Source organism: Streptomyces pratensis (genome assembly GCF_016804005.1).
GTDB lineage: Bacteria > Actinomycetota > Actinomycetes > Streptomycetales > Streptomycetaceae > Streptomyces > Streptomyces pratensis_A.
Genome location: NZ_CP051486.1, coordinates 7,418,952 through 7,444,478 on the forward strand (window position 1 = coordinate 7,418,952; position 25,527 = coordinate 7,444,478).

Sequence of the window (25,527 nt, forward strand, 5' to 3'; positions counted from 1 at the left end):
GGCCGGGCAGTGCCGCACGGAGAACGTGCCGTGGAACACGCAGAGGGCCGGCGCCGGCAAGGCGGAACGCGCGAAGTGACGACGGGTCGTCGCGCCACAGCAGAATTCTGAGGAGCAGGGGGATCCTGGTGGGACGGAGCAGCATGCGCGGGGAGCGGACACGACCGCGCGGCCGGCACGACGGGCCGCCGGGCGGCGAAGCCGGTGACGCGTCCGGCGCACGGTCCGGGCGCGGCGGTCACGGCCGGCGCGAGCAGCCCCTCCCGGCGGAGGGCGGACAGGGTGCGGCCGGGCCCGGCCGCCGTACGCGGCGGGCGGCCAAAGGCGGCAGACGGCGCGTACTGCGCTGGGTGGCGTCCGTCCTCTCGCTGCTCATACTCGGCACCGGCGGCGCCGGTTACGTCTACTACAAGCACCTGAACGGCAACCTCAGGAAAGAGGACCTGACGCTCGGCGACAAACCGATGGCCGACCACAAGGCCAACGCCGCCGGTCAGACGCCTCTGAACATCCTGCTCATAGGGTCCGACGCCCGGGACTCCGCGGCCAACCAGAAGCTGGGCGGCGCGAAGGAGACCTTCGGAGGCACGCCGCTCGCCGACGTGCAGATGCTGCTCCACCTCTCCGCCGACCGCAGCAACATGTCGGTCATCAGCATGCCCCGCGACACCATGCTGAAGATGCCCAAGTGCACCGACCCGGACTCCGGCGAGGTGTATCCGGCCAGCACGGTCGACGTGCAGACCAACGCGAGCCTGGGCCGCGGCGGCCCCGGTTGCACGGTGGCCGCCTGGTACGAGCTCACCGGCATCACCATCGACCACTTCATGATGATCGACTTCGCGGGTGTGGTCTCCATGGCCGACGCGGTCGGAGGCGTCCCCGTCTGTGTCGACGCCAACGTCTACTCGCACACCAGCGACGGCAAGGGTTCCGGGCTGAAGCTGGAAAAGGGCACCACCTCCGTCAAGGGCAAGCAGGCCCTCCAGTGGCTGCGCACCCGGTACGGCTTCGAGGACAACACGGACCTCGGCCGGACCAAGGCCCAGCACCAGTACCTGAACTCGATGGTCCGCGAGCTGCGCAAGGGCACCAAGCTCACCGACCCCGGAAAGCTGATGGACCTCGCGGAGGCGGCCACCAGCGCGCTGACGGTCGACAAGGGCCTCGACACCGTCAAGAAGCTCTACGACCTGGCGGAGGAGCTCAAGAAGGCCCCCACCGACCGCATCACCATGACGACCATGCCGAACGTCTACGGCACGGGGAACTTCGCCGGCCGGGTCTACCCCAAGCCCGACGAGGCCGAGCAGGTGTTCCGGATGGTGCGTGAGGACATCCCGCTGGACGGCAAGGCGTCCAAGCGCAAGACACCCGTCGCCAAGGACCAGGCCGCTCCCATCGCCGAGATCGCGGTCAGCGTGCGCAACGCGACCTCCACGGACACGCTCGGCCCTGCCCCGAGCCGTGCGAGCACCGTCAAGGAGCTGCTCACGGAGGCGGGCTTCACCAGGACGACGGTTGATTCGCAGGACGTCGAGCCGGCTGCCAGGACCGGTGTGCTGTATCCCAGTACCGATCTCGAGGGCGACGCCCAGGCTGTGGCCAAGGCACTCGGGATCCCCGCGTCCCAGGTGAAGAAGTCGACCGATGTCTCGGGCATCGTCCTGGCCGTGGGAGCCGACTGGCGTGAGGACGGGGCTTATCCCGCCAAGGCCGCCGAGGAGAAGACACCGGACTCGGCGAACCCGCTGAACGGCGCCGACGAGAAGGCGTGCATGAAGGTCAACCCGGGCTTCACCTGGTGACGTCACACGTGTGAGAGGGGCCCCGCCGTCGGCGGGGCCCCTCTCACACGTGGCTGCGGCGGTCAGACCGTCTGCTCCCGCACGGCCGGGCGGCGGCTGGCGATGACCTTCTTCGCCAGCGAGCGGGGACTGGTCAGGAAGCCGTACCCCCACGACATGTGCATGGTGGCCAGCGCCATGGGGATCTGCGCCCGCGCCTTCAGCGGCAGGCCCTTGCCGGCGGGCAGCGACCCGGCGACGATCGCCGCCGCGTACCCGGCCGGCACGACGAACGCCCACGGGGTGACGGCCGCGCCCACGACGATGCCCGCCGCTATCGCGCAGACGGCGGTCGGCGGGGCCAGGTAGCGCAGGTTGATCGAGCCGGAGTGGTAGCGGGCGACGACGTGGCGCCAGCGGCCGTACTCCTTGTACTGCTTGGAGAGGGCGCGGATGCTGGGCCGCGGCCGGTACTGCACCTTCAGCTCCGGCGAGAACCAGATCAGGCCGCCCGCCTCGCGGATACGGAAGTTCAGCTCCCAGTCCTGGGCACGGATGAACTCGACGTTGTAGCCCTCCGCACGCTCCAGCGCCTCCCTGCGGAAGACACCCAGGTACACCGTCTCGGCGGGGCCCGCCTCGCCTCCCGTGTGGAAGGCCGCGTTGCCGACGCCGATCTTCGACGTCATCGCGGCGGCGACGGCGTCCTCCCAAGCGTTCTCACCCTCGGCGTGCATGATGCCGCCGACGTTCTGCGCGCCGGTCTCCTCCAGGAGCCGCACGGCGGTCGCGATGTAGTTCGGCGACAGCATGCCGTGACCGTCCACCCGTACCACGATCGGGTGACGCGATGCCTTGATCGCGGCGTTGAGGGCGGCAGGGGTGCGGCCGGTCGGGTTGGGGACGGTGTGGACCCGGGAGTCCTCCCGGACCAGCTCGGCGGCGATCTCGTCCGTACGGTCGCCGGAGGGGCCGAGGGCGATCACCACCTCCATCTCACCGGCGTACTCCTGCTCCAGGATGTGCCGGACCGAGTTCCTGAGATGGCGTTCCTCGTTGAGTACCGGCATGATCACGGAGACGGCGGGGTACTGCGCGGCAGACATGTGGTCCTCGGGGGGTCCTCGGGGGTGCCAGGGTTCCGGGGGATTTCGCACCCCAGGAGGCGGCGTGACTCGGCCGCCACGTTACCGCGAACGGGGGACAGCGGCGCGCGCCGCCGGGTCTCTCCCCGGTCTGCAGATCGTATGGGCCTAACGTGCGAAAGTCCCACTCGCTCGCGCGGAGGTGTCCCTCGTGCCCACGCCGCACCGATCGCCCCGTCCACCGCACCCCCGCACCGCTCCACCGCAGCGCAGGCCCTCACGGCAGCCCGGAGCCGGCGGCGGGGCCGCCGGGCGGAACCGGGCCGGAGGGCGGAAGCCGCCGCCCCGCTGGGGTATGCGGGTCGCCACCGGGCTGTCCGTGCTGGTGCTGGGCGCCGGCGGGATCGGCCACGCCGTGGTGAGCGGTCTCGAGACGGGGATCGACCGCGTCGACCCGTTCAAGGACATGAAGAACCGCCCGCCGGGCGGTCACGGCCTGAACGTCCTGCTCGTCGGCACCGACGGCCGCGACAAGATCTCAGCGGCGGAGAAGAAGAAGTACAAGCTGGGCGGCGCGCCCTGCCACTGCACCGACACCCTCATGCTCGTCCACCTCTCGGCCGACAGACAGCGTGCCAGTGTGGTCAGCCTGCCGCGCGACAGTTACGCCGAGCTCCCGGCCCACAAGGACGGCACCACCGGCAAGGAGCACGCCCCTCACCCGGTGAAGCTGAACGCCGCCTACGCCGAAGGCGGACCTCATCTCACGGTGCGGACGGTCGAGCAGATGACGGGGGTCAAGATCGACCACTATCTGGAGGTCGACTTCACCAGCTTCATGAAGACGGTCGACACCCTCGGCGGGGTGGAGATCTGCACCGCGAAACCGCTCAAGGACTCCTACACCGGCCTGAACCTGACCGCCGGCACCCACGAGCTGGACGGTGGCCAGGCCCTCCAGTACGTACGCTCCCGGCACCTCGACGGCGCGGCCGACCTGGGCAGGATGCAGCGCCAGCAGAAGTTCATGGCGGCGCTCATCAAGCAGACGACCAGCAGCGGCGTCCTGATGAACCCGATGAAATTCCAGCAGGTCGCCACCTCGATGCTCGAATCGGTCCGTGCCGACAAGGGCTTCGGTACGGAGCAGATGCTGGAGCTCGGCAAGGCCATGCGCGGCTTCACCCCGGCCTCGTCCGAGTTCGCCTCCGTCCCCCTGGAGGAGAAGGGGCACCAGGTCAAGGGCATCGGCTCCACGGTGAAGTGGGACGCCGAGAAGTCGAAGAGGATGTTCGAGGCCCTGCGCGAGGACCGGCCGCTCGCCCCGCACCTGCCGAAACAGCCCAAGGCGAAGCTCGTCGATGTGGCTCCGGAACAGATCCGGGTGCAGGTCTACAACGGGACCCCGAGGGACGGGCTCGGCCAGGACGTCGACGCGGCACTCCGCAGCACCGGATTCAACACGACCCGCGCCCCGCTGAGCGGCGGTCCGCAGGATCTGCGCAGGACGGTGGTCTCGTACGACCCCCGCTGGGACCGGTCGGCGAAGTCCTTGGCCACCGCGCTGCCGGGGTGCGAGCTCAAGGCGGTGCAGGGCCAGGGCGGGACGATGAAGGTCACCGCTGGATCGGACTTCACCAAGGTGCAGCGCGTGAAGGCCGAGAACCCGGAGCGCGGGGAATTCGGCACGGTGACGGGCGACCAGGTGGTCTGCCCCTGACCGGGCCCTCCCGCGCTCACCCCTCGCGGCGCCTGGAGAACGCGGTCGCCGCGAGGGCGACGACCGCCGCCGCGGACGCGGTCAGCCAGAGCGCCGTGTACCCGCCCTCGCCCGGTTGCGAATCCACCGGCCTCCCCGAGCGACTGCTGTGCACCGAGCAGCCCGCCCCCTGGACGAGCTGGACTACCTCCTGATCACCGCCCTCCAGACCTCCCCCGGGCGGAGTGGGCGCAGACAGGTAGGGCGCTCGGGGTGGACGCGTCGACGGCGGCCCGCCACTGGAACCGCCTCACGGAGGCGGGCCACGCCTGACTCAGCTGCTACACGGTGGCGGCGGGGCCCACGTGCCGATCATCGCGTTCATCGAGGTGGACTGCGCTGCCGGCGCACTGCGCGAGGTGGCGGCGGAGATCGCCGACGATCCGCACCTGATCCCATCGAGCACGTCACCGGTGCCCGGGACCTGGTGCTCACCGTCTGGCTGCGCTCACCCGAGGACATCGGGGCCTTCGAGGCCAGGCCGGCGGACCGCTTCCCCGAACTCGCCGTCGTGGACCGGGCGGTCGCTCTGTGGCAGCTCAAGATCGCCGGCCATCTCCTGGACCCCCGGGGCCGCCACATAAGGGGCGTGCCCGTGACGTTCTGGGAGGAACCGGAGGCGGAGAGGGCCGAGGACGCGCTGCTGGAACGGCTCGGAGTCCCCCGCTGACCGGACCGGTACGACATCGTCGTAGGGCGTCCTCAGTCGTCGATGCCCTCGGCCGCCCGCTGCTCCCGCAGTTCCTTGATGGCCCGCCGCCGGGCGAGGCGGTGCGTGCGGCGGATCTGCGCCTCCTGGTAGCGCCGCTTGTCACGTTCCGTCTCCGGGGCCACCTGCGGCACGCGGCGCGGCTTGCCGTCCTCGTCGACCGCCGCGAACACCAGATAGGCACTGCCGACCTGCTGGGCGGGGGTCGATTCGTTCCACCGCTCGGCCATCACGCGGACGCCGACCTCCATCGAGGAACGGCCGGTCCAGTTCACCTGGGCGCGGACGTGAACGAGGTCACCGACACGGACCGGCTCCAGGAAGACCATCTCGTCCATCGAGGCCGTCACGGCCGGGCCGCCGGAGTGACGGCCCGCGACCGCCCCCGCCGCGTCGTCGACCAGTTTCATGATCACGCCGCCGTGCACCGTGCCCAGGAGGTTGGTGTCGTTACCGGTCATGATGTGGCTGAGGGTGGTCCGGGAGGCCGAGGTCGGCTTGACCGGAATATCGGCCTCCGGCAGCTGGGGCTGATCTGTCATACGGTCCACCTTATGCGGGGGCTTGCCCCCGGTTGCATTGCATCAGATTCGCAACAGCCGTGACCCGATCCCCGGTACACCCTGTAAGAGCCACAGGTCGAGACGGCACACTGGTCGGCATGAGCGAATGGCCCGAAGGACGGAACGGCCGACCCGACGAGCGCTACGGGCGGGGCAGTGCGAGCCCGCAGCCCGAGAGCGCCCGCGCCATGCCGCACGTCCGGCGGCGCCCCGCGCCTCCGCAGTCCCCTCCCCGGATCCCGCCGCAGCAGGGCCAGGGCTACGACGGCCACAACGAGGCACCCGGCTACGACAGCGGCTACAACACGGGCCAGGTCTACGGCGGCGGCCAGCGCGGCGGCGGGCACGGCGGCGGTGGCGGCTTCGGCGGCGACAGCGGCTACGTCCAGCCCCGCCCCGCCCCCAACTGGGGCCGGCGGATCAAGGTCGGCACCCTGACCCTGGTCGTCGCGCTGCTCGCGGTCTCCATCGGCACGTACTTCTGGGCCGACGGCAAGCTCAAGCGCGAGGTCGACCTCTCCAAGGTCATCGAGCGCCCCTCCGAGGGCGACGGCACGAACTACCTCATCGTCGGTTCCGACAGCCGCGAGGGCATGACGGCCGAGGACAAGAAGAAGCTGCACACCGGCTCCGCCGAGGGCAAGCGGACCGACTCGATGATGATCCTGCACGACGGCTCCAACGGCCCCACGCTGATCTCCCTGCCCCGCGACTCCAACGTCGAGATCCCCAGCTTCGTCGGCTCGGAGTCCGGCAAGAAGTTCGCCGGCACGGGCCGCCAGGTGAAGCTGAACGCCGCGTACGCCGAGGACGGCCCGGAGCTGCTGGTCCGCACCGTCGAGTTCAACACCGGGCTGCGCATCGACCACTACGTGGAGATCGGCTTCGGCGGCTTCGCCAAGATCGTGGACGCGATCGGCGGGGTGGAGCTGGACATCCCCAAGGCCTTCAAGGACAAGAAGTCCGGCGCCGACTTCCAGGCGGGCAAGCAGACGCTGAACGGCGAGCAGTCCCTCGCATTCGTCCGCACCCGCTACGCCTTCGCGGGCAGCGACCTGGACCGCACGAAGAACCAGCAGAAGTTCCTCGCGGCCCTGGCCTCCCAGACGGCGACCCCGTCGACGATCCTCAACCCGTTCAAGCTGTACCCCACGATGGGCGCGGGCCTGGACACGCTGATCGTGGACAGGGACATGTCGCTCTGGTCGCTCGGCAACATGTTCTTCGCGATGAAGGGCGTCACCGGCGGTGAGGGCACGTCGATGAACATCCCGCTCTCGGGCCAGAGCGTGAACGGCAACCTGGTCTGGGACAAGGACAAGGTCAAGCAGCTCGTGGAGCAGCTGAAGAACGACGAGAAGGTCACGGTCAAGGGCAGCTGACCGACGGCGTCACACGACGAGGGGCGGGCCGGGGGCTTTTCCCCGGCCCGCCCCTCGTCGTACGTACCGCCGCTGCCCCGCTGCCCGGTCAGTCCCGGGAGGTGTGCTCCACGAACGCCTCCCAGGCGGACGGGGCGAATCCGAGCCGGGGTCCGGACGCGTCCTTGGAGTCGCGGACCAGGACGGAGTACGGGCGGGCAGCGACCTCGACGCAGTCGTTGCCGTCACCGCTGCTGCTGTAGCTGCTCCTGGCCCACTTCAGCTCGGAGGCGTCCTCGGCGCAGGTTCTGCGGATCATGTCTCTCCCAGCACTCGCTCGATGAAGATCAGTGATTCCCTTGGCGTGAGCGCCTGAGCCCGGATCATCCCATAGCGCATCGAGAGGATCCGGAGCTGCTTCGGATCGGAGATGGGACGACCGCTGAAGGCACCTTCGGACCTCCCGACCGCGCTGCCGTTCGGAAACCTCAGCACCTCGATCAGGCCACCGGTCCCGGGATGTTCCTCGCGGTGGGTCGGCATGATCTGCATCGAAACGTTCCGCAACTGCCCGATCTCCAACAGGCGTTCCAGCTGTCTGCGCAACGCCGCCGTGCCGCCCACGGGGCGGCGGAGCGTCACCTCTTCCTGGACGAAGCTGAGTACGGGCAGGGGGTCCCTGTCGAAGATGGACCACCGGGCCATACGGGCGGCCACCACCCTCTCGGTGTCGTCCGCCGAGTAGGCAGGCAGCCACGACGCGAAGAGGGCCCTCATGTGCTCCTCGGTCTGGAGCAGGCCGTTGATGTTGTGGTGGTGGTACGCCTCCAACTCGACCGCTTTGGCCTCCAGTTTCGCCAGGTCCCGCACCTTCTTCGGGTACCGCACCTCCGCCACGTCCCGCTTCATGGCGGCGAGCTTGCCGCCCGCGCGCAGGACCTCGTCGGCCCTGTCCAGGAACTCGGGCCGGGGGATGCGCCGCCCGCCCTCCACCTTGTAGACCAGGTCCTCGCCGTACCCGATCGCCGCCCCGAACTCGCCGGCTCGCATGCCCGCCGACTCCCGCCACGCCTTGATCTGACGGCCCACCGCGGCGACCACCGCCACACCCGACTCGTCGTCGGGATCGACGTCCCAGCCGGGCTCGTCCGCCCCGCCGTCCTCCACGCGCTGTGTACCGGCCTCATCCACGCTCATCCGTGCCCCACTTCCGACGTGCATGCCGTTCCTGCTCAACCTGTACGTCCCCAGCCGGTCACCCCGGACAGCCGGGACAGCACTGGACAAGCGCGGGACAATCACCGTACGTAAGGGCCTCGTCGCTGTTCACGGTACGCACGCGCGGCCACGCTGAGTGATGTGAGTCAAGAAATCACCCGAACCGAACATTCCGCTCCCACCCGGCAGTTCACCGTGTTGCTGTCCCCCACCCGCCGGGGCGCGAGGCTCGCCCGCCTGCTCACCACTGCGCACCTGAGTGACTGGGGGCTGCCCACGGAGTCGGCCGCGCACATCGTCTCCGAGCTGGCCGCGAACGCCACCGTTCACGGCCGCGTACCGGGCCGGGACTTCCGACTGAGCCTCGCGGTCCACGACGACGAACTCCTTCGCATCGCGGTGACCGACACCCGGGGCGAGCGGCTACCACTCCCGGCACCACCAGCCGACTACGCGGAATCCGGGCGCGGTCTGCTGATCGTCGAGGCACTTGCGGACCGCTGGGGTGTGGACGTCGGGCCCGTGCCGCGCAAGACCGTGTGGGCCGAACTCGACCTCGCACCGTGACCACCGCCACCGGGTCGCGGGAACCCACGACCCGGTGGGCCGCGACGCCGTATCCCGCGATGCATAGGGCTTTTGAAGAACCTGGAGAAATTACCCTTCCCACCCCGACCCGGCCCCACATCGCCCACATCACTCGCGCGGGTGACATAGGGCAACTGGGCTGGATTTCGAGTGGGTTGTCCGGCATATGCTCGCCCCGACCACCACAGACATGCGACGGCCCCCGGCCGGGACTGCGAATCCCGATCGAGGGCCTGACCACCGAGGAAGAGAACGCTTCCCGATGGGTACCCAGCAGATTACCGCGCCCCCGTGCGCCCGGCCCGTTGCCTCCAGGGGCTCCACACCGTCGTCCGGCGTCATCCACGTCAATGTCCGGCACACCGGCGGCTTCACCGTCATCGGCAACCACCTGGCCCAGCACCGAGGTCTCTCGCTCGTCGCCATCGGGCTCGCCGCGCACATCCAGTCGCTGCCCGCCGGAGCGAGGATCGGCATCAAGCGCCTGGCCGAGCGCTTCCCGGAGAGCGAGACCCGCATCGCCGCCGCCCTGCGGGAGCTGGAAGCCACCGGTTACCTCCACCGCAGCCGCGTACGCCTCCCCGGCGGACGTATCGTGACGCGCACGCTCTCGTACAACCAGCCGGGCGCGGACGCGCCCACCGCCACGCCCCGGCCGCGGACCAGGCCCAGGCCGGCCGCACCTCCACCGCACGCGGCCCGTCAGAGCGGGCCCACTCCCGCACCCGAGCCGCTCCGGGAGCTGCCCGAGCCGGCGGGCGCCGGTGCCCCCGACCCTGCGCCGAAGCCGCCCGCACCCCTGCCGGTCACGGTGCCGCAGCCGGAACCCGCAGCGGCTTCCGCACCCGCACCGCACGCGCAACCCGCCCCCGTCCTCGTACCGCCTCCCACGGCACGCATCGCCGCACCACCCCCGCTGCCCCAGCCTCAGGCGCTCACCCAGGAGCTCCAGCGGGCGGCTTCCGCGCTCCTCGCCGACCTGCGCCGCCACGCACCCCAGCTCACGCTCTCCGAGCAGGACGTCAACACCCTCGCTCCCGGTGTCGCCACCTGGCTCGAACGCGACGCCCACCCCGACACCATCCGCCACGCCCTGACCCACGACCTGCCGGCCCCGCTCCGGCATCCGGCGAAGCTCCTGCGCCACCGCATCACCACGCTCCTGCCGCCCCCACTGCCCGGCGCCCACGATCTCGCGCCCCCGCCACGCCCCGGCGTGATCGTCATCCCGCTCCAGAACTGCGACCGCTGCGACCGTGCCTTCCGCTCCCGGCACCCCGGACACTGCCGCGACTGCCGTGCGGAGGCACAAGCAGCGGCCTGACCCGGCACATCATCCACCGACCCGAACGGACCTCCATGGTCAGCTCACCCCACGAGGCGATGCACCGCGTGTTCCAGGAGTACCCGGAGCTCTTCTCCCGTGTCTCCGAAGTGCTCGGAGTCGCCTTCCCGCCATTCGTCTCCGCCGACGTCGTGACCACCGACCTCACGGAGTCCCGGCCTGTCGAACGCCGCGTGGACACCCTGCTGCGCATCGAGACGGAGCACGACGGGCCCTTCCTCCTCGCTGTGGAAGCCCAGGGCAAGAAGGACCCCGACAAGCCGACGAGCTGGGCGTACTACGTCGCCTACCTGCTGGAGAGGTACCGGCTGCCCACCACACTGCTGGTCGTCTGCCAGGACCGGGCCACCGCCGCATGGGCTGCCCGCCCGGTGCCGCTCGGGTCACCCCAGTGGCCGGTGCTCACCCTCCAGCCGCTCGTCGCGGGCCCGCACAACATCCCCGCCGTCACCGATGTGGCCGAAGCCCGCAAGGACCTGGCACTCGCCACGCTGTCCGCCATCACACACGCGGGCGAACCGGACGTCGGTGCCATACTGAAAACGCTGTCCGCAGCCCTTCGGGACGCCCCGGACGACATCGCCGCCCCCATCGTCGAACTGACCGCACAAGGCCTGGGCAACCGCCCCGCCGCACAACAGTGGAGGAACCTGGTGGCCGTGGATCTCTCCTTCTACATCTCCCCCCTCTCGGAAGAAATCCGGGACGAAGGCCGTGCCGAGGGCGAGGCGCGGGGCCGTGCGGAAGACATCCTGCTCGTGTTCGACGAGCGCGGCATCAATGTGCCCGACGGGATCCGCAGCAGAATCACCGGCTGCCGCGACCTCGAAGTCCTGCGCCGATGGCTCCGCCGAGCCGCCACCGCCACCTCCGCCGACGGGATCTTCGACGAGGGGCGACGCACCTCCGGCTAGCCGATCCCCCCTGGACGCGACGAGAAGGAGCCCCCGCCGAAGCGGGGGCTCCTTCGTCCGACGTGCGGGGGGACTACGGCAGGTTGCGGGCCATGACGATCCGCTGGACCTGGTTCGTGCCCTCGTAGATCTGCGTGATCTTGGCGTCGCGCATCATGCGCTCGACCGGGTAGTCACGCGTGTAGCCGTAACCGCCGAGCAGCTGCACCGCGTCCGTGGTGACCTCCATCGCGACGTCGGAGGCGAAGCACTTGGCCGCGGCGCCGAAGAAGGTCAGGTCGCCGTCGACGCGCTGCGACTTGGCGGCCGCGGAGTAGGTGAGCTGACGGGCGGCCTCCAGCTTCATCGCCATGTCGGCGAGCATGAACTGGATGCCCTGGAAGTCGCCGATCGGCTTGCCGAACTGCTTGCGTTCCTGGACGTAGCCCTTGGCGTAGTCGAGGGCGCCCTGGGCGATGCCGATGGCCTGGGCCGCGATCGTGATGCGAGTGTGGTCCAGGGTCTTCATCGCGGTGGCGAAGCCGGTGCCCTCCTCGCCGATCATGCGGTCGGCGGGGATACGGACGTTGTCGAGGTAGACCTCGCGCGTCGGCGAGCCCTTGATGCCGAGCTTCTTCTCCGGGGCGCCGAAGGAGACACCCGGGTCGGACTTCTCGACGACGAACGCTGAGATGCCCTTGGAACGCTTCTCCGGGTCCGTCACGGCCATCACCGTGTAGTACTCGGACTCGCCCGCGTTGGTGATCCAGCGCTTCACACCGTTGAGGACCCAGAAGTCGCCGTCACGGACGGCCTTGGTCTTCATGCCCGCCGCGTCGGAGCCGGCGTCCGGCTCGGACAGGGCGTACGAGAACATCGCGTCGCCCTTGGCGAGCGGGCCGAGGTACTTCTTCTTGAGGTCCTCGGAACCGGAGAGGATCACCGGCAGCGAGCCCAGCTTGTTCACGGCCGGGATCAGGGAGGAGGACGCGCAGACGCGGGCCACCTCCTCGATCACGATGACCGTGGCGAGCGCGTCGGCGCCCGCGCCGCCGTACTCCTCCGGCACGTGGACCGCGTGCAGGTCCGAGGCGACCAGGGCGTCCAGCGCCTCCTGCGGGAAGCGGGCCTCCTCGTCGACCGCGGCGGCGTGCGGGGCGATCTTCGCCTCGGCGAGCGAACGGATCGTCTCGCGGAGCATGTCGTGCTCCTCGGCCGGACGGTACAGGTCGAAATCGGTCGAACCCGCCAAGATGTTCACTCCCCAAGGATGCTAACTACCGTTAAGTAACCCAATTTTAGTGGTCCTGCCGAGCGAAGGCATACGGGCCGGGCACGTGAGCTTGCCGACAGCCCCGGAGACTGCCCCGGGGACGGACCCGAGGCGGCCGGAAACCGGCGTTCCGCACGCCCGGTTATGCTCGGCTCCGCACGTCTGTCCGCATCGTTCAGGAGCACCCATGGCCCTCAGGATCACCGTGATCGGCACCGGCTACCTCGGCGCCACCCATGCCGCGGCCATGGCGGAGCTGGGCTTCGAAGTCCTCGGACTCGACGTCGTGCCCGAGAAGATCGAGATGCTCTCGGCCGGCAGGGTGCCCATGTACGAGCCAGGGCTCGAGGAGATCCTGCAGAAGCACGTGGCAGGCATCGAGGGATCCACGGGACGGCTGCGGTTCACCACCTCCTGGGAGGAGATCGGCGCGTTCGGCGATGTCCACTTCGTCTGCGTGAACACTCCCCAGAAGCACGGCGAGTACGCCTGCGACATGAGCTATGTGGACAGCGCCTTCGAGTCACTGGCCCCGCAGCTGACCCGGCCCGCGCTGGTCGTGGGCAAGTCCACCGTCCCGGTGGGTTCCGCCGCGCGCCTGTCGGCGAGGCTGGCCGAGCTGGCGCCGGTGGGCGCGGACGCGGAGCTGGCCTGGAATCCGGAGTTCCTGCGCGAGGGCTTCGCGGTGAAGGACACGCTGCATCCGGACCGGATCGTGGTCGGGGTCGAGAGCGAGCGGGCCGAGAAGCTGCTGCGTGAGGTGTACGCGGGCCCCATCGCGGAGGGCTCGCCCTTCGTGGTGACGGACTTCCCGACCGCCGAGCTGGTGAAGACCTCCGCGAACTCCTTCCTCGCGACCAAGATCTCGTTCATCAACGCCATGGCCGAGGTCTGCGAGGCCGCGGACGGCGACGTGGTGAAGCTCGCCGAGGCGATCGGCCACGACGAGCGCATCGGGAGCAAGTTCCTGCGGGCCGGGATCGGCTTCGGCGGGGGCTGCCTGCCCAAGGACATCCGGGCCTTCATGGCCCGCGCGGGTGAGCTGGGCGCCGACCAGGCGCTGACCTTCCTGCGGGAGGTCGACTCCATCAACATGCGCCGGCGCGGCCACATGGTGGAGCTGGCCCGCGAGGCCGTCGGCGGGGGGTCGTTCCTGGGCACACGCGTCGCGGTGCTGGGCGCCACCTTCAAGCCGGACTCCGACGACGTACGTGACTCGCCGGCCCTGAACGTCGCCGGGCAGATCCATCTGCAGGGCGGCCAGGTGACCGTCTTCGACCCGAAGGGCATGGACAACGCCCGGCGGCTCTTCCCGACGCTCGGCTACGCGGACACCGCTCTGGACGCGGTGCGCGGTGCGGACGTGGTGCTGCACCTGACGGAGTGGCGCGAATTCCGGGAGCTGGACCCGGCGGCGCTGGGCGAGGCCGCGGGGCGCCGGATCATCCTGGACGGACGCAACGCGCTGGACCCCACGGTGTGGCGCGAGGCCGGCTGGACCTACCGGGCGATGGGCCGCCCGAAGGCCTGACGCGAGAGGCGGCGGCCCCCGGGCCGCCGCCTCCCCCTGTCTGCCTGTCGCGCGGATCAGTGCGCCGGGCCGTCCAGCTCTTCGATCGTCGCGTGGGACGGGCCGACCCGGGCGCTCAGCTCGCGGGACACCCCTTCGGCGTCGCGCAGCACCCGCACGGCGTTCTGCCACGTCAGCTTGGCCACGTCGGTCTCCGACCAGCCCCGTGTGAGCAGCTCCGCGATCAGATACGGGTATCCCGACACGTCCTCCAGCTCCAGCGGGAGGAACGCCGTTCCGTCGTAGTCGCCGCCGACGCCGATGTGGTCGATCCCGGCGATCTCACGCATGTGGTCGAGGTGGTCGGCGATCGTGGCCACGGTGGCCATCGGGCGCGGGTTGACCGCTTCGAAGTCCGCGTGGATCCGCATCGCGGCCGGTGTGGTGTCCAGGTGGTGCAGGCCGTGCTCCCGCATGTTGCGGTCGGCGGCGAGCGTCCAGTCGACGGCCGCCGGGAGGACGAACTTCGGTACGAAGGTCGCCATGGCCACGCCGCCGTTGGCCGCGAGCATCCTCAGCACGTCGTCGGGGATGTTGCGAGGGTGGTCGCAGACCGCGCGGGCGGAGGAGTGCGAGAAGATCACCGGCGCCACGGAGGTGGCGAGCGCGTCACGCATCGTGGTGGCCGCCACGTGGGAGAGGTCGACCAGCATCCCGATGCGGTTCATCTCGCGTACGACCTCACGGCCGAACTCCGACAGGCCGCCGACCCGCGGGGAGTCGGTCGCCGAGTCCGCCCAGTCGGTGTTGTCGTTGTGCGTGAGCGTCATGTAGCGGACGCCCAGGGAGTGCAGGGCCCGCAGGGTGCCCAGCGAGTTGTTGATGGAGTGACCGCCCTCGGCACCCATCAGGGAGGCGATACGGCCCTCGGCCCGGGACTTCTCCATGTCGTCGGCCGTCAGGGCGCGCCGCAGGTCACCGGGGTAGCGGGCCAGCATCTCGCCGACCACGTCGATCTGCTCCAGCGTGGCGCTGACCGCGGCGTCCCCCGCCAGGCGGGGTGCGACGTAGACGGACCAGAACTGCGCACCGACGCCGCCGGCCCGCAGCCGCGGGATGTCCGTGTGCAGGGAGCCGGTCTGGTCCCGCGAGATGTCGCGGGCGTCGAGGTCGTAGCCGACCTGCTCGCGCAACGCCCAGGGGAGGTCGTTGTGGCCGTCGACGACGGGGTGGTCGGCGAGGAGCAGCCGCGCGCGGTCCAGGTTGTCCATCGTGACCGCCTACTTCCCGAAGCCGAAGGAGTCCGCGCCCTGGACCTTGGCGCGCAGCCGCTTGCCCTTCTCCGTGGCCTGTTCCTTGAGCTCCTGCTGGAAGTCCTTCATCCGCTCCAGCAGCACGCCGTCGTGGGCGGCGAGGATGCGGGCCGCGAGCAGGCCCGCGTTGCGGGCGCCGCCGACCGAGACCGTGGCGACGGGGACCCCGGCCGGCATCTGGACGATGGACAGCAGGCTGTCCATGCCGTCGAGGTACTTCAGCGGGACCGGGACGCCGATCACGGGCAGCGGGGTGACGGAGGCGAGCATCCCGGGAAGGTGAGCCGCTCCGCCGGCCCCCGCGATGATCGCCTTGAGACCACGGCCGGCGGCCCTCTCGCCGTACGCGATCATCTCGTGGGGCATGCGGTGCGCGGAGACGACGTCGACCTCGTAGGGGATCTCGAACTCGTCGAGTGCCTTGGCGGCCGCTTCCATCACGGGCCAGTCGGAGTCCGAGCCCATGACGATGCCGACGACGGGGGCGGAGCCTGGTGCGGTCATTCGGTGATCGTTCCTCGCAGGTAGTCGGCTGCGTGCCGGGCGCGCTCCCGCACGTCCGCCAGATCATCGCCGTAGGTGTTGACGTGGCCCACCTTGCGGCCCGGCTTCACGTCCTTGCCGTACATGTGGATCTTGAGCTGCGGATCGCGGGCCATGCAGTGCAGGTACGCCTGGTACATGTCCGGGTAGTCGCCGCCGAGGACGTTGCACATGACCGTCCAGCCGGCGCGCGGGCGCGGGTCGCCGAGCGGGAGGTCCAGGACGGCCCGCACGTGGTTGGCGAACTGTGAGGTGACCGCACCGTCCTGGGTCCAGTGCCCGGAGTTGTGCGGGCGCATCGCGAGCTCGTTCACGAGGATGCGGCCGTCGCGCGTCTCGAAGAGCTCGACGGCGAGGTGGCCCACCACACCGAGCTCGGCGGCGATGCGCAGCGCGAGCTGCTGGGCCTCACCGGCGAGGCCCTCGTCCAGGTCGGGCGCCGGGGCGATGACGGTGTCGCAGACCCCGTCGACCTGGATGGACTCGACGACGGGGTAGGCGACGGCCTGGCCGTGGGGCGAGCGGACGATGTTGGCCGCCAGCTCCCGCGTGAAGTCGACCTTCTCCTCGGCGAGGACGGGGACACCGGCCCGGAAGGGCTCGGCGGCGTCCGCCTCGGACCGGACCACCCAGACGCCCTTGCCGTCGTATCCTCCCCGGACCGTCTTGAGGATCACGGGGAAGCCGCCCACCTCCTCGGCGAAGGCAGCGGCGTCCGCCGGGTCCGCGACGAGGCGGTGCCGGGGGCACGGCGCGCCGATCTCCGTGAGCTTCGCGCGCATCACCCCCTTGTCCTGGGCGTGCACCAGAGCGTCGGGGCCGGGGCGCACGGGAATGCCGTCCGCCTCCAGGGCACGCAGGTGCTCGGTCGGCACGTGCTCGTGATCGAAGGTGATCACGTCACAGCCGCGTGCGAAGGCGCGCAGCGTCTCCAGGTCGCGGTAGTCGCCGATGACGACTTCACCGGCCACCTGGGCGGCCGAATCCTGAGGGGTGTCACTGAGGAGCTTGAATTTCAGGCCGAGGGGGATGCCGGCCTCGTGGGTCATACGGGCGAGCTGACCGCCGCCGACCATGCCGACTACAGGGAACGTCACATGTCCAGGATATCGGGCGCCCGGGAGCTCCCCTCACCCTCTCCGGCCGGGGCCCCGCCCCGCCGGGAAGGAGGCCTCGTCACGCGGGGCCTTCCGACTCACAGCATCACACGGGAGGGCTGGTTAGCATGGCCGGGTTGACGAAACCGACCGGACGGGGCTGATCGATCACCATGAGCGAACGGGGCGCACTGCGGACCCGGCTTGATCTGCTGGCCCGGGAGGTCGCCAAGTTCGGCGCCGTCGGCGCACTCGGTCTTGTCGTCAACATCGTCGTCTCCAACCTGATCTGGCGCACCACGGACATTCCGGTGGTGCGCGCCGGACTGATGGGGACGGTCGTCGCCATCCTCTTCAACTACGTCGGCTTCCGCTACTGGACCTACCGGGACCGCGACAAGACCGGCCGGACCCGGGAGCTGACGCTGTTCCTGCTGTTCAGCGCCGTCGGCGCGGTCATCGAGACGGGCGTGCTCTACGCGGCGACGTACGGCTTCGGGTGGAACAGCCCGGTCCAGAGCAACGTCTTCAAGATCGTCGGCATCGGGGTCGCCACACTGTTCCGCTTCTGGTCCTACCGCACCTGGGTGTTCAAGACGCTGCCCGCCAAGGAGGCCGTGCTCAACGCGGAACGATTTCTGGAACAGCGGCGACCCTCCGACGAAGTAGCGCCCGGCCCCGTGCCCCACTGACGCTCAGCGCACCGGGCGTACGGATTCCTTGCGGCTCGGCGCGACCCGGCTGAGGAAGAGCGCGAAGACCGGGGGCTGCTGCTGGAGCAGTTCGAGGCGGCCGCCGTCGGCCTCGGCGAGGTCCCGGGCGACGGCGAGACCGATTCCGGTGGAGTTGCGGCCGCTGATGGTGCGCTCGAAGATCCGCGCCCCGAGGTCGGCGGGGACACCGGGCCCCTCGTCCGTGACCTCGACGACGACCTGGTTGCCGGTGATGCGGGTCCGCAGCGCGACCGTGCCGCCCCCGTGCATCAGCGAGTTCTCGATCAGCGCGGCGAGGACCTGGGCGACGGCCCCCGGGGTGCCGACGGCTTCCAGCCCGTGCTTGCCCGAGCAGACGACGGCACGGCCGGCGCTGCGGTAGGCGGGACGCCATTCCTCGATCTGCTGCTTGACGACCTCGTCGAGGTCGAAGGCCACGGCGGAGCCGGTGCGCGGGTCACGTGAATTCGTCAGCAGCCGCTGCACCACGTCCGTGAGCCGCTCGACCTGGGTGAGCGCGATGTTCGCCTCCTCCTTCACCGTCTCCGGGTCGTCGGTGACGGAGATCTCCTCGATCCGCATGGACAGCGCGGTCAGGGGTGTGCGGAGCTGGTGCGAGGCATCCGCGGCGAGGCGCCGCTCCGCGGTCAGCATCCGGGCGATCCGCTCGGCGGAGGAGTCCAGGACATCGGCGACCCGGTCCAGCTCCGTGACCCCGTACCGCTTGTGCCTGGGGCGGGGGTCGCCCGATCCGAGGCGTTCGGCGGTCTCGGCGAGGTCGGTGAGCGGCGAGGTCAGCCGGTCGGCCTGGCGTACGGCGAGGAGTACGGCGGAGATGATGGCGAGCAGCGCCACCGCGCCGATGATCAGCAGGGTGCGTCCCACCTCGCGGGTCACGGCGGAGCGGGACTCCTCGACGGTGACCTTCTCACCCTGCTCCCCCGTCTCGGTGCTCCGGGTGACGTCGCTGTCCGTGGGACGCTCGCCGACCTCGATGGGGGCGCGCCCGGGGATCTCCACGCGGGCGTAGCGGCTGGGGTCCACCTGCTCGGCGAGGACCTCGGGGGTGATCCGCTCGGCGCCGAGCAGCCGGCTCTCGACGACGCTGATCAGCCGGAAGGCTTCGGAGTCGACACTTTCCTGGGCACTGTTGCTGATGGTGCGGGTCTCGACGATGACGAGGGAGACGCCGAAGACGGCGATCACGACGAGCACCACTGCGAGTGTGGAGTTGATCAGTCGGCGGCGCATGACTGTTCTGTACGTCAGCTCTTCTCGAACCGGAAGCCGACGCCCCGGACGGTGGCGATGTAGCGCGGATTGGCCGCGTCGTCGCCGAGCTTCTTGCGGAGCCAGGAGATGTGCATGTCGAGGGTCTTGGTGGAGGACCACCAGGTGGTGTCCCAGACCTCACGCATCAGCTGGTCGCGGGTGACGACCCGGCCCGCGTCCCGCACGAGGACCCGCAGCAGGTCGAACTCCTTGGCGGTGAGCTGGAGTTCCTCGTCACCCATCCAGGCCCGGTGGGACTCGACGTCGATCCTGACGCCGTGCGTGGCGGGCTGCGGGGCGTGCTCGGTGGCGCCGCGGCGCAGGAGGGCGCGGACCCGGGCGAGGAGCTCGGCCAGGCGGAAGGGCTTGGTGACGTAGTCGTCGGCCCCGGCGTCGAGGCCGACGACCGTGTCGACCTCGTCGGCCCGGGCGGTGAGCACCAGGATCGGCACGGCGTGACCGTCGGCGCGCAGCCGCCTGGCGACCTCGAGGCCGTCCATCCCGGGCAGCCCCAGGTCGAGGACGACCAGGTCGACGCCCCCCTGGAGTCCGGCGTCCAGCGCGGTCGGACCGTCCTCGCGGACCTCGACCTCGTAACCCTCACGGCGCAGGGCGCGAGCCAGTGGCTCCGAGATGGATGCGTCGTCCTCGGCGAGCAGTACACGGGTCATGCAGTGATGGTAGTCCGCGCAGGCCTGCTGGAGTGAGGCGCTGGTCAAGCCCTGCGAGTCAGGGCCACGAATCGGTCATCCTCCTTTGAATATGGGACTGTGGTTCCACGTAAACCTGTGATCCATATCTCAAGTCCTTCCATATCCCCGTGTGTCATGTCGTATGGTTGCTCGACGCCTGTTGCACCGCCGAAGGACCTTTGGCAGCTTTTCGCGCCAAGGGTCACTTTTGTGTACGGGCCGGTTCTTGCCGGCCCCGACCAGTGAATGACCTGTGGGCCGGGCCCGGAGCGCGAGGACGCGTACCGGGCGTGGATCCCGGAGCGGTCTGTCCCACGAGCCCGCCCCCGCACTCCCTACGGAGCGGGTGGCCGGATCGAATCCCTCGAGGCGTCAGGGGTGGGGCGCATCCGCTCCGGTGCCGGCCACCCCCCACCGGGCGCGTACCGCTCACGAGGCGGCGCGTCCCGACCAGCAAGGATCGACCATGGCGTCCAGCCTGACGAAGGACTCGGCCAGTACTTCTGGTTCGGAGAAGACCTTCTTCGGCCACCCCCGCGGCCTGGCCACTCTCTTCATGACGGAGATGTGGGAGCGTTTCAGCTACTACGGCATGCGCGCCCTTCTCCCGCTCTACCTGATCGCTCCCAACGGGCTTCACATGAACCCCGCCACGGCCACGGCGATCTACTCGGTCTACCTGTCGCTGGTGTACCTGCTCGCCATGCCCGGCGGCTGGTTCGGCGACCGCGTCTGGGGACCCCGCAAGACCGTCGCCATCGCGGGCGGCGTCATCATGCTCGGCCACCTGACGCTGGCCCTGCCCTCGGAGGGCACCTTCTTCGCCGGGCTCGGCCTGGTGGCGATCGGCTCCGGTCTGCTGAAGTCCAACATCTCGACGATGGTCGGCCACCTCTACGACGGCCCGGACGACCCGCGCCGTGACGGTGGATTCACGATCTTCTACATGGGCATCAACATGGGTGCCTTCGCCGCCCCGCTGGTCATCGGCACCGTCGGCGAGAACGTGAACTGGCACCTCGGCTTCGCCCTGGCGGCACTCGGCATGGGACTCGGCGTCGCCCAGTTCCTGCTCGGCACCCGCCACCTGAACGAGCGCAGCCTCGTCGTGCCCAAGCCGCTCTCCGCGGACGAGCGCGCCTCCACCCTGCGCAAGTCGATGATCTGGCTGGGCATCGCGGCCCTCTTCTACATCGGCACCGTCGTCACCGGCGTCTACACGCTGAACTGGCTGCTGGTCCCGATCACGATCGCCGGCCTGGTCATCCCGGTCATGGTCCTGGTGCGCATCAAGCGCGACAAGGAGCTCAGCCAGACCGAGCAGAAGAAGATGTCCGGCTACATCTGGTTCTTCGTGGCCGCCGCCATCTTCTGGATGATCTACGACCAGGGCGGTTCGACCCTGGCGATCTTCGCCGACTCCTCCGCGGAGAACTCGGTCCTCGGCTGGGACTTCCCGGTCTCCTGGTACCAGTCGGTCAACCCGGTCCTGATCATGGCTCTGGCCCCGGTCTTCGCCGCCTTCTGGATGGCGCTGAACCGGCGGGGCAAGGAGCCGAGCACGGTCGTGAAGTTCAGCTCCGGCCTGGTGCTGGTCGGAGCGTCGTTCTTCCTCTTCCTGGCGCCGCTGACCATCGCGGGCGACGGCCACAAGGCCGCCGCGATGTGGCTGGTCGCGATCTACTTCGTGCAGACCGTCGGCGAGCTGACGCTGTCCCCGGTCGGCCTGTCGGTCACCACGAAGATGGCCCCGGCCAAGTACGCCAGCCAGATGATGGGTGTCTGGTTCCTGGCCGTGACCGCCGGTGACTGCACCACCGGCCTGCTCTCCCTCGCGGGTGTCGAGCTCAACGGCACCGGGGTGGTGGCCCTCCAGGCCACGCTCGCGGTCCTCGCGGGTGTCGCGATCTTCATGTACCGCGGCAAGGTCAAGGAGCTCATGGGCAACGTCCGCTGACACGGACCCCGCCGATACGACTCAGGGCCCCGCACCGGTCGGTGCGGGGCCCTGAGCCTTGTGCGCGCGGGGACGGAAGGGTGTGGGCGGGCTACGCGGGCGCCGCGAGCTCCGCCCAGACGGTCTTGCCGGGCTGGTCCGGGGCACGCGTCACGCCCCAGTCGAGGCACAGCCGCTGCACGATGAACATGCCGTGCCCGCCGGGCCGCCCCGCGCGGTGCGGGGTACGCGGCGCAGGCTGACCCGCGCCGCTGTCGACGACCTCGACCCGGAGCGCCTTGGCCGAGCAGGCGATACGGAGCTCCTCGGGGCCGCCGGCGTGCAGGCAGGCGTTCGTCACGAGCTCGGAGACGACCAGCAGGACGTCCTCCGCTGCGGCCCGCCGGTCGGCGCCCGACGCGGGCAGCCAGCCCCAGTCGTGGAGCGCCTGCCTGGCGAAGTCACGGGCCATGGGCACGATGCCGGTGGCCTGTCTCAGCGAGAGCGTGCGCCACTGCCGGTCAGCGGGCACGGCAGAGGCGGTGCCCATGCCGTCCGGCTCGCGGCCGAGGCCGCCCGGCGGATGCTGCCGGGTGGTGCTCATCAGCGCTTCACCTCACCGATTCACCGTGTGTTGCCATCGAACAGATACTGATCAGATACAGATTGTGCGGGCTTCAAGGTCCCGACGGGGTGTCTTCTGCCCTGCCGCATGGTGACGACACCCGGTTTCGGCTACGCCATGAGCGTGACTCGCGCGATGACCGGGGCTCCCGGGGCCGGGGATACGCATGAGGACCCGCCGTCAGCCGGCCAGGGCATCTTCGAGCGAGGCGTGGACGGTGAAGACCGCCTCCGCCCCCGTGATCTCGAAGACGCGGGCCACCACGGGCTGCATGGCGGCCAGGTGAACCCCTCCGCCGGCGGCCTCGGCCTTCAAGCGCGCACCGAGCAGCACGTTGAGTCCGGTGGAGTCACAGAAGTCGAGACGCGCGCAGTCGACCACCAGGCGCGTGTGTCCTTGCTCGACCGCGCTCTCCAGAGGCTCCCGCAGCAGATCGGCGGTGTGGTGATCGAGCTCACCCACCGGTGTCACGACTTCACTGCGGCCCTCGGTCCGGACTTCGACCTGTAGCCGACCCCGGTTCGCACTGCCGACCGTCCCGCGGTCCATGCCCGTCCCTCTTCGCCGTCCGTCACTACCCGCGCCCCTGTTGTACGCGGCTTCATCGTGGCTGCCCCCGACGTGCGTAAAACATTACGCGTTTCCCTCGCCACACGGTAGTCGAAGAACTCAACAAACCAGACATATAGGCGCATTTGGCGCTTGTAACTCACGGCTGGAAGCGGGTAAGGGTAGAAGGGACATCCACCCAAGGAAGTTCGATCGGCTTCGGAGGCGCCGCTTCACCGCAGGAAGACGTATGGGCATCGGCAGCCATATGCCGAGAACGATGGAGGAGAACCATGTCACCCCGGCTCGACGTATCGCGTACCCACATCGCGACGTCGGCATGTCCTCAGGGACCGACCGATTCCGACTCCGCTGCCGCGAACGCCGTACCCGGCCCGCGCACCAGCACCGGCACCACCCGCACCACCACCGACCCGACCTCCGACGACCTCCTTCCGGGCGAGGGTTTCGAGGGCCTCGACGGCCTTCCCGAGATCCCGCCCTACGCCGAGATCGGCGCGCTGGACGCGAGGGCCCTGTCGAAGACACTCTTCGCGCGGCTCGAAGTGCTCGAGGAGGGCACCCACGAGTACTCGTACGTCCGCAACACCCTCGTCGAACTGAACCTGGCCCTGGTCAAGTTCGCCGCATCCAGGTTCCGGACCCGCAGCGAACCCATGGAGGACATCGTCCAGGTCGGCACCATCGGCCTGATCAAGGCGATCGACCGCTTCGAGCTCAGCCGGGGCGTGGAGTTCCCGACGTTCGCGATGCCCACGATCGTCGGCGAGATCAAGCGCTTCTTCCGTGACACCAGCTGGTCCGTGCGCGTCCCGCGCCGGCTCCAGGAACTGCGGCTGGACCTGGCCAAGGCCGGCGACGAGCTGGCCCAGAAGCTGGACCGCGCGCCCACGGTCGCCGAGCTCGCCGACCGTCTCGGCATCGGCAGGGACGAGGTCGTCGAGGGCATGGCCGCGAGCAACGCGTACACCGCCAGCTCGCTGGACGCCAAGCCCGACGATTACGGCGACGGCAACGAGGCCGCCCTCGCGGACCGCCTCGGCTACGAGGACCACGGCATCGAGGGCATCGAGTACGTCGAGTCCCTCAAGCCGCTCATCGCCTCGCTCCCCCTGCGCGACCGCACCATCCTCTCCATGCGGTTCGTCTCCAACATGACGCAGTCGGAGATCGGCGAGGAGCTCGGCATCTCGCAGATGCACGTGTCCCGGCTGCTCTCCCGGACCCTGGTCAAGCTCAGGAAGGGCCTGACAGTGGAGGAGTGACCCGGCACCACCGGCACCACCGGCACCACCGGTACGCCGTTGCGGAAGGACCTGCCCGGTCTCGGGCGGGTCCTTCCGCATTGTTGCGGGTCCTTACGCATTGTTGACGAAGTGCCACGGACCGGGCCACATTGGGCGGGGTTCTGGGGGGAACACATGGCTCGTGGGGAAAGCGGTCCGACGGACCGTGCCGTGACGGAAACGCTGGAAGCGGCGATGGGCACCCGGCTCGGCCGGGACTGCCTGTACGTCCCGTCCTGCCGGATGGGCCTCTACCTGGCACTCCGCCACTGGTGCGAACCAGGCGGCAGGATCCTGATGTCCCCGGTCAACGACGACGTCATCCTGTTCGTCGTCCTCGCCGCCGGACTGCGGCCCGTCCAGGCCCCGTTGTCGGCCGCGGACGGGTCGATAGACGTGGACGCCGTGCCCGAAGCCGTGTGGAACGGCCTCTCCGCCGTCCTCACCACCAATCTGTACGGCAATCCGGACCCGGCCCGGCAGCTGCGCGAGCGATGTGACCGCCTCGGCATCCCGCTGGTCGAGGACGCCGCCCACGCCATCGGCAGCACCGCGGACGGCAAGCCGGTCGGCTCGTTCGGGGACGCGGCGGTCTTCAGCCTCTCCAAACACGTCGGCGCGAAGGCCGGGGGCTTCCTCGCCGTCGCCGACCCGGCCCTGCGCGCCCCGCTGGAACAGGCCAGGGACGCGCTGCTGGACCCTGCGCGGCTCACCGCCGAACTCACCTACGCCTTACGCCCGTACGCGGAGTCGGCCGTACGCGGACTGCGGCTCGCACCGGCCGCCTGGTGGGCCCTGCGGCTCCTCGGGCTCCAGGAACGGGAGGGGATCCGGATGCCGTTGCGGCCCGACGATCTCCGGCAGGCGCTGGGCGCCGCTCCCTCGCTGGCGGCCTTCCACTCCTGGGTCCGCGTCGACATGCACGACTACCGCATCGCTCCGGGCCGGTCACGGCTGCGCCGCGTCCGGCGTCTGCTGGACCGCCTGGACGAACGGCTCTCCTTGCACCGGGCGGGCACCGGACGCCTCCTCGCCTCCCGCTGGGCGCCACCGGTCACCGCCGGGGCGCCGTTGCAGCCCCTGTTCCGGGTGCCGTTACTGGTGGCCGACCGGGACGCGGCCGTCGCCGCGCTGGCCCGCCACCGCATCACCGTCGGCTACCTCTACGACCCGCCGCTCGACGCCTACGCGGGCGAGCCGTTCACCGACCCGTCCCCCGCCCCCGCCGGTGCCGCCTGGTTCGCCAGGCACGCCCTCCCCGTCGACCCGCTGCGCGCCGGCCCCGTCATCGGGATCCTGAACGCGTCGGGAGCCCGGTCCGCGGGAGCGCGGTCCGGTGACTGACACGACGAGAGTCGGCCCGCCCGAGGCGGAGGCCACGCGCACAGC

At 70.0% G+C, this 25,527-nt stretch carries 24 protein-coding genes; 12 read left to right on the top strand and 12 right to left on the bottom strand.

Annotation, left to right across the window (positions count from 1 at the left end; all coding sequences use genetic code 11):
* Positions 1 to 128: 128 nt before the first annotated feature.
* Positions 129 to 1,808 (top strand): LCP family protein, encoded by a 1,680-nt coding sequence (locus HED23_RS31060; protein WP_238442179.1) that lies wholly within the window; start codon positions 129 to 131, stop codon positions 1,806 to 1,808.
* 62 nt (positions 1,809 to 1,870) lie between these two features.
* Here the strand turns inward: HED23_RS31060 and HED23_RS31065 are convergent, their stop codons facing one another.
* Positions 1,871 to 2,893 (bottom strand): glycosyltransferase family 2 protein, encoded by a 1,023-nt coding sequence (locus HED23_RS31065; protein WP_203186645.1) that lies wholly within the window; start codon positions 2,891 to 2,893, stop codon positions 1,871 to 1,873.
* Between the two features lie 334 nt (positions 2,894 to 3,227).
* On the opposite strand from HED23_RS31065, the gene HED23_RS31070 reads away from it, so the two are divergent.
* Positions 3,228 to 4,592 (top strand): LCP family protein, encoded by a 1,365-nt coding sequence (locus HED23_RS31070; RefSeq protein WP_203186646.1) that lies wholly within the window; start codon positions 3,228 to 3,230, stop codon positions 4,590 to 4,592.
* Positions 4,593 to 5,058: 466 nt separating this feature from the next.
* Positions 5,059 to 5,301 carry a hypothetical protein gene (locus HED23_RS35545; RefSeq protein ID WP_238442180.1) on the top strand — a complete coding sequence of 81 codons (243 nt, stop codon included), beginning with the start codon at positions 5,059 to 5,061 and terminating at the stop codon, positions 5,299 to 5,301.
* A 32-nt stretch (positions 5,302 to 5,333) separates the two neighbouring features.
* Here the strand turns inward: HED23_RS35545 and HED23_RS31080 are convergent, their stop codons facing one another.
* Complete coding sequence (locus HED23_RS31080) at positions 5,334 to 5,882, bottom strand: acyl-CoA thioesterase (protein WP_203186647.1); 549 nt, start codon at positions 5,880 to 5,882, stop codon at positions 5,334 to 5,336.
* A 119-nt stretch (positions 5,883 to 6,001) separates the two neighbouring features.
* On the opposite strand from HED23_RS31080, the gene HED23_RS31085 reads away from it, so the two are divergent.
* Entirely contained in the window at positions 6,002 to 7,285 is a 1,284-nt protein-coding gene (locus HED23_RS31085; protein WP_203186648.1) for an LCP family protein, read from the top strand.
* Between the two features lie 88 nt (positions 7,286 to 7,373).
* On the opposite strand, the gene HED23_RS31090 is transcribed toward HED23_RS31085, so the two are convergent.
* Both HED23_RS31090 and HED23_RS31095 read right to left on the bottom strand, forming a co-directional pair.
* Entirely contained in the window at positions 7,374 to 7,583 is a 210-nt protein-coding gene (locus HED23_RS31090; protein WP_203186649.1) for a DUF397 domain-containing protein, read from the bottom strand.
* Positions 7,580 to 8,461 (bottom strand): helix-turn-helix domain-containing protein, encoded by an 882-nt coding sequence (locus HED23_RS31095; protein WP_203186650.1) that lies wholly within the window; start codon positions 8,459 to 8,461, stop codon positions 7,580 to 7,582. Before HED23_RS31095 ends, HED23_RS31090 begins: the two co-directional genes overlap by 4 nt.
* Before the next feature lie 162 nt (positions 8,462 to 8,623).
* Here HED23_RS31095 and HED23_RS31100 point away from each other — a divergent pair, with 162 nt between their 5' ends.
* The 3 genes from HED23_RS31100 (at position 8,624) to HED23_RS31110 (ending at position 11,329) form a co-directional block, all read left to right on the top strand.
* Positions 8,624 to 9,049 carry an ATP-binding protein gene (locus tag HED23_RS31100; protein WP_203186651.1) on the top strand — a complete coding sequence of 142 codons (426 nt, stop codon included), beginning with the start codon at positions 8,624 to 8,626 and terminating at the stop codon, positions 9,047 to 9,049.
* A 283-nt stretch (positions 9,050 to 9,332) separates the two neighbouring features.
* On the top strand, positions 9,333 to 10,394 hold the full coding sequence (locus tag HED23_RS31105; protein ID WP_203186652.1) for a helix-turn-helix domain-containing protein: 1,062 nt from the start codon (positions 9,333 to 9,335) through the stop codon (positions 10,392 to 10,394).
* A 35-nt stretch (positions 10,395 to 10,429) separates the two neighbouring features.
* Entirely contained in the window at positions 10,430 to 11,329 is a 900-nt protein-coding gene (locus HED23_RS31110) for a hypothetical protein (RefSeq protein ID WP_203186653.1), read from the top strand.
* 73 nt (positions 11,330 to 11,402) lie between these two features.
* On the opposite strand, the gene HED23_RS31115 is transcribed toward HED23_RS31110, so the two are convergent.
* Entirely contained in the window at positions 11,403 to 12,560 is a 1,158-nt protein-coding gene (locus HED23_RS31115) for an acyl-CoA dehydrogenase (RefSeq protein WP_203187708.1), read from the bottom strand.
* 208 nt (positions 12,561 to 12,768) lie between these two features.
* Between HED23_RS31115 and HED23_RS31120 the strand changes: the two genes are divergently transcribed.
* Positions 12,769 to 14,112 carry a UDP-glucose dehydrogenase family protein gene (locus tag HED23_RS31120; protein ID WP_203186654.1) on the top strand — a complete coding sequence of 448 codons (1,344 nt, stop codon included), beginning with the start codon at positions 12,769 to 12,771 and terminating at the stop codon, positions 14,110 to 14,112.
* Between the two features lie 56 nt (positions 14,113 to 14,168).
* On the opposite strand, the gene HED23_RS31125 is transcribed toward HED23_RS31120, so the two are convergent.
* From HED23_RS31125 to HED23_RS31135, 3 genes are read right to left on the bottom strand one after another with little or no spacing between them, the layout of a single operon-like run.
* Positions 14,169 to 15,362 carry a dipeptidase gene (locus HED23_RS31125; RefSeq protein WP_203186655.1) on the bottom strand — a complete coding sequence of 398 codons (1,194 nt, stop codon included), beginning with the start codon at positions 15,360 to 15,362 and terminating at the stop codon, positions 14,169 to 14,171.
* A 9-nt stretch (positions 15,363 to 15,371) separates the two neighbouring features.
* Positions 15,372 to 15,908, bottom strand: a complete 537-nt coding sequence (gene purE, locus HED23_RS31130) for a 5-(carboxyamino)imidazole ribonucleotide mutase (protein ID WP_203186656.1) — start codon at positions 15,906 to 15,908, stop codon at positions 15,372 to 15,374.
* Positions 15,905 to 17,044, bottom strand: a complete 1,140-nt coding sequence (locus HED23_RS31135) for a 5-(carboxyamino)imidazole ribonucleotide synthase (protein ID WP_203186657.1) — start codon at positions 17,042 to 17,044, stop codon at positions 15,905 to 15,907. Before HED23_RS31135 ends, purE begins: the two co-directional genes overlap by 4 nt.
* A 173-nt stretch (positions 17,045 to 17,217) precedes the next feature.
* Here HED23_RS31135 and HED23_RS31140 point away from each other — a divergent pair, with 173 nt between their 5' ends.
* Positions 17,218 to 17,736: a GtrA family protein gene (locus HED23_RS31140; protein ID WP_203186658.1), complete on the top strand. Its 519-nt coding sequence runs from the start codon at positions 17,218 to 17,220 to the stop codon at positions 17,734 to 17,736.
* Between the two features lie 3 nt (positions 17,737 to 17,739).
* On the opposite strand, the gene HED23_RS31145 is transcribed toward HED23_RS31140, so the two are convergent.
* Together HED23_RS31145 and HED23_RS31150 are read right to left on the bottom strand one after the other, a co-directional pair.
* On the bottom strand, positions 17,740 to 19,008 hold the full coding sequence (locus HED23_RS31145) for an ATP-binding protein (protein ID WP_203186659.1): 1,269 nt from the start codon (positions 19,006 to 19,008) through the stop codon (positions 17,740 to 17,742).
* Between the two features lie 14 nt (positions 19,009 to 19,022).
* Entirely contained in the window at positions 19,023 to 19,700 is a 678-nt protein-coding gene (locus HED23_RS31150; protein ID WP_203186660.1) for a response regulator transcription factor, read from the bottom strand.
* Positions 19,701 to 20,187: 487 nt separating this feature from the next.
* On the opposite strand from HED23_RS31150, the gene HED23_RS31155 reads away from it, so the two are divergent.
* A complete protein-coding gene (locus HED23_RS31155) occupies positions 20,188 to 21,678 on the top strand; it encodes an oligopeptide:H+ symporter (protein WP_203186661.1) in 1,491 nt (496 codons plus the stop codon).
* Between the two features lie 91 nt (positions 21,679 to 21,769).
* Here the strand turns inward: HED23_RS31155 and HED23_RS31160 are convergent, their stop codons facing one another.
* A complete protein-coding gene (locus tag HED23_RS31160; RefSeq protein WP_203186662.1) occupies positions 21,770 to 22,261 on the bottom strand; it encodes an ATP-binding protein in 492 nt (163 codons plus the stop codon).
* A gap of 201 nt (positions 22,262 to 22,462) precedes the next feature.
* Positions 22,463 to 22,831 carry an STAS domain-containing protein gene (locus tag HED23_RS31165; RefSeq protein WP_203186663.1) on the bottom strand — a complete coding sequence of 123 codons (369 nt, stop codon included), beginning with the start codon at positions 22,829 to 22,831 and terminating at the stop codon, positions 22,463 to 22,465.
* Between the two features lie 293 nt (positions 22,832 to 23,124).
* Between HED23_RS31165 and HED23_RS31170 the strand changes: the two genes are divergently transcribed.
* Both HED23_RS31170 and HED23_RS31175 read left to right on the top strand, forming a co-directional pair.
* Complete coding sequence (locus HED23_RS31170) at positions 23,125 to 24,117, top strand: RNA polymerase sigma factor SigF (protein WP_203186664.1); 993 nt, start codon at positions 23,125 to 23,127, stop codon at positions 24,115 to 24,117.
* 216 nt (positions 24,118 to 24,333) lie between these two features.
* Positions 24,334 to 25,482, top strand: coding sequence for a DegT/DnrJ/EryC1/StrS family aminotransferase (locus HED23_RS31175; protein WP_238442327.1), 1,149 nt, complete (start codon positions 24,334 to 24,336; stop codon positions 25,480 to 25,482).
* The last annotated feature ends 45 nt before the right edge of the window (positions 25,483 to 25,527 follow it).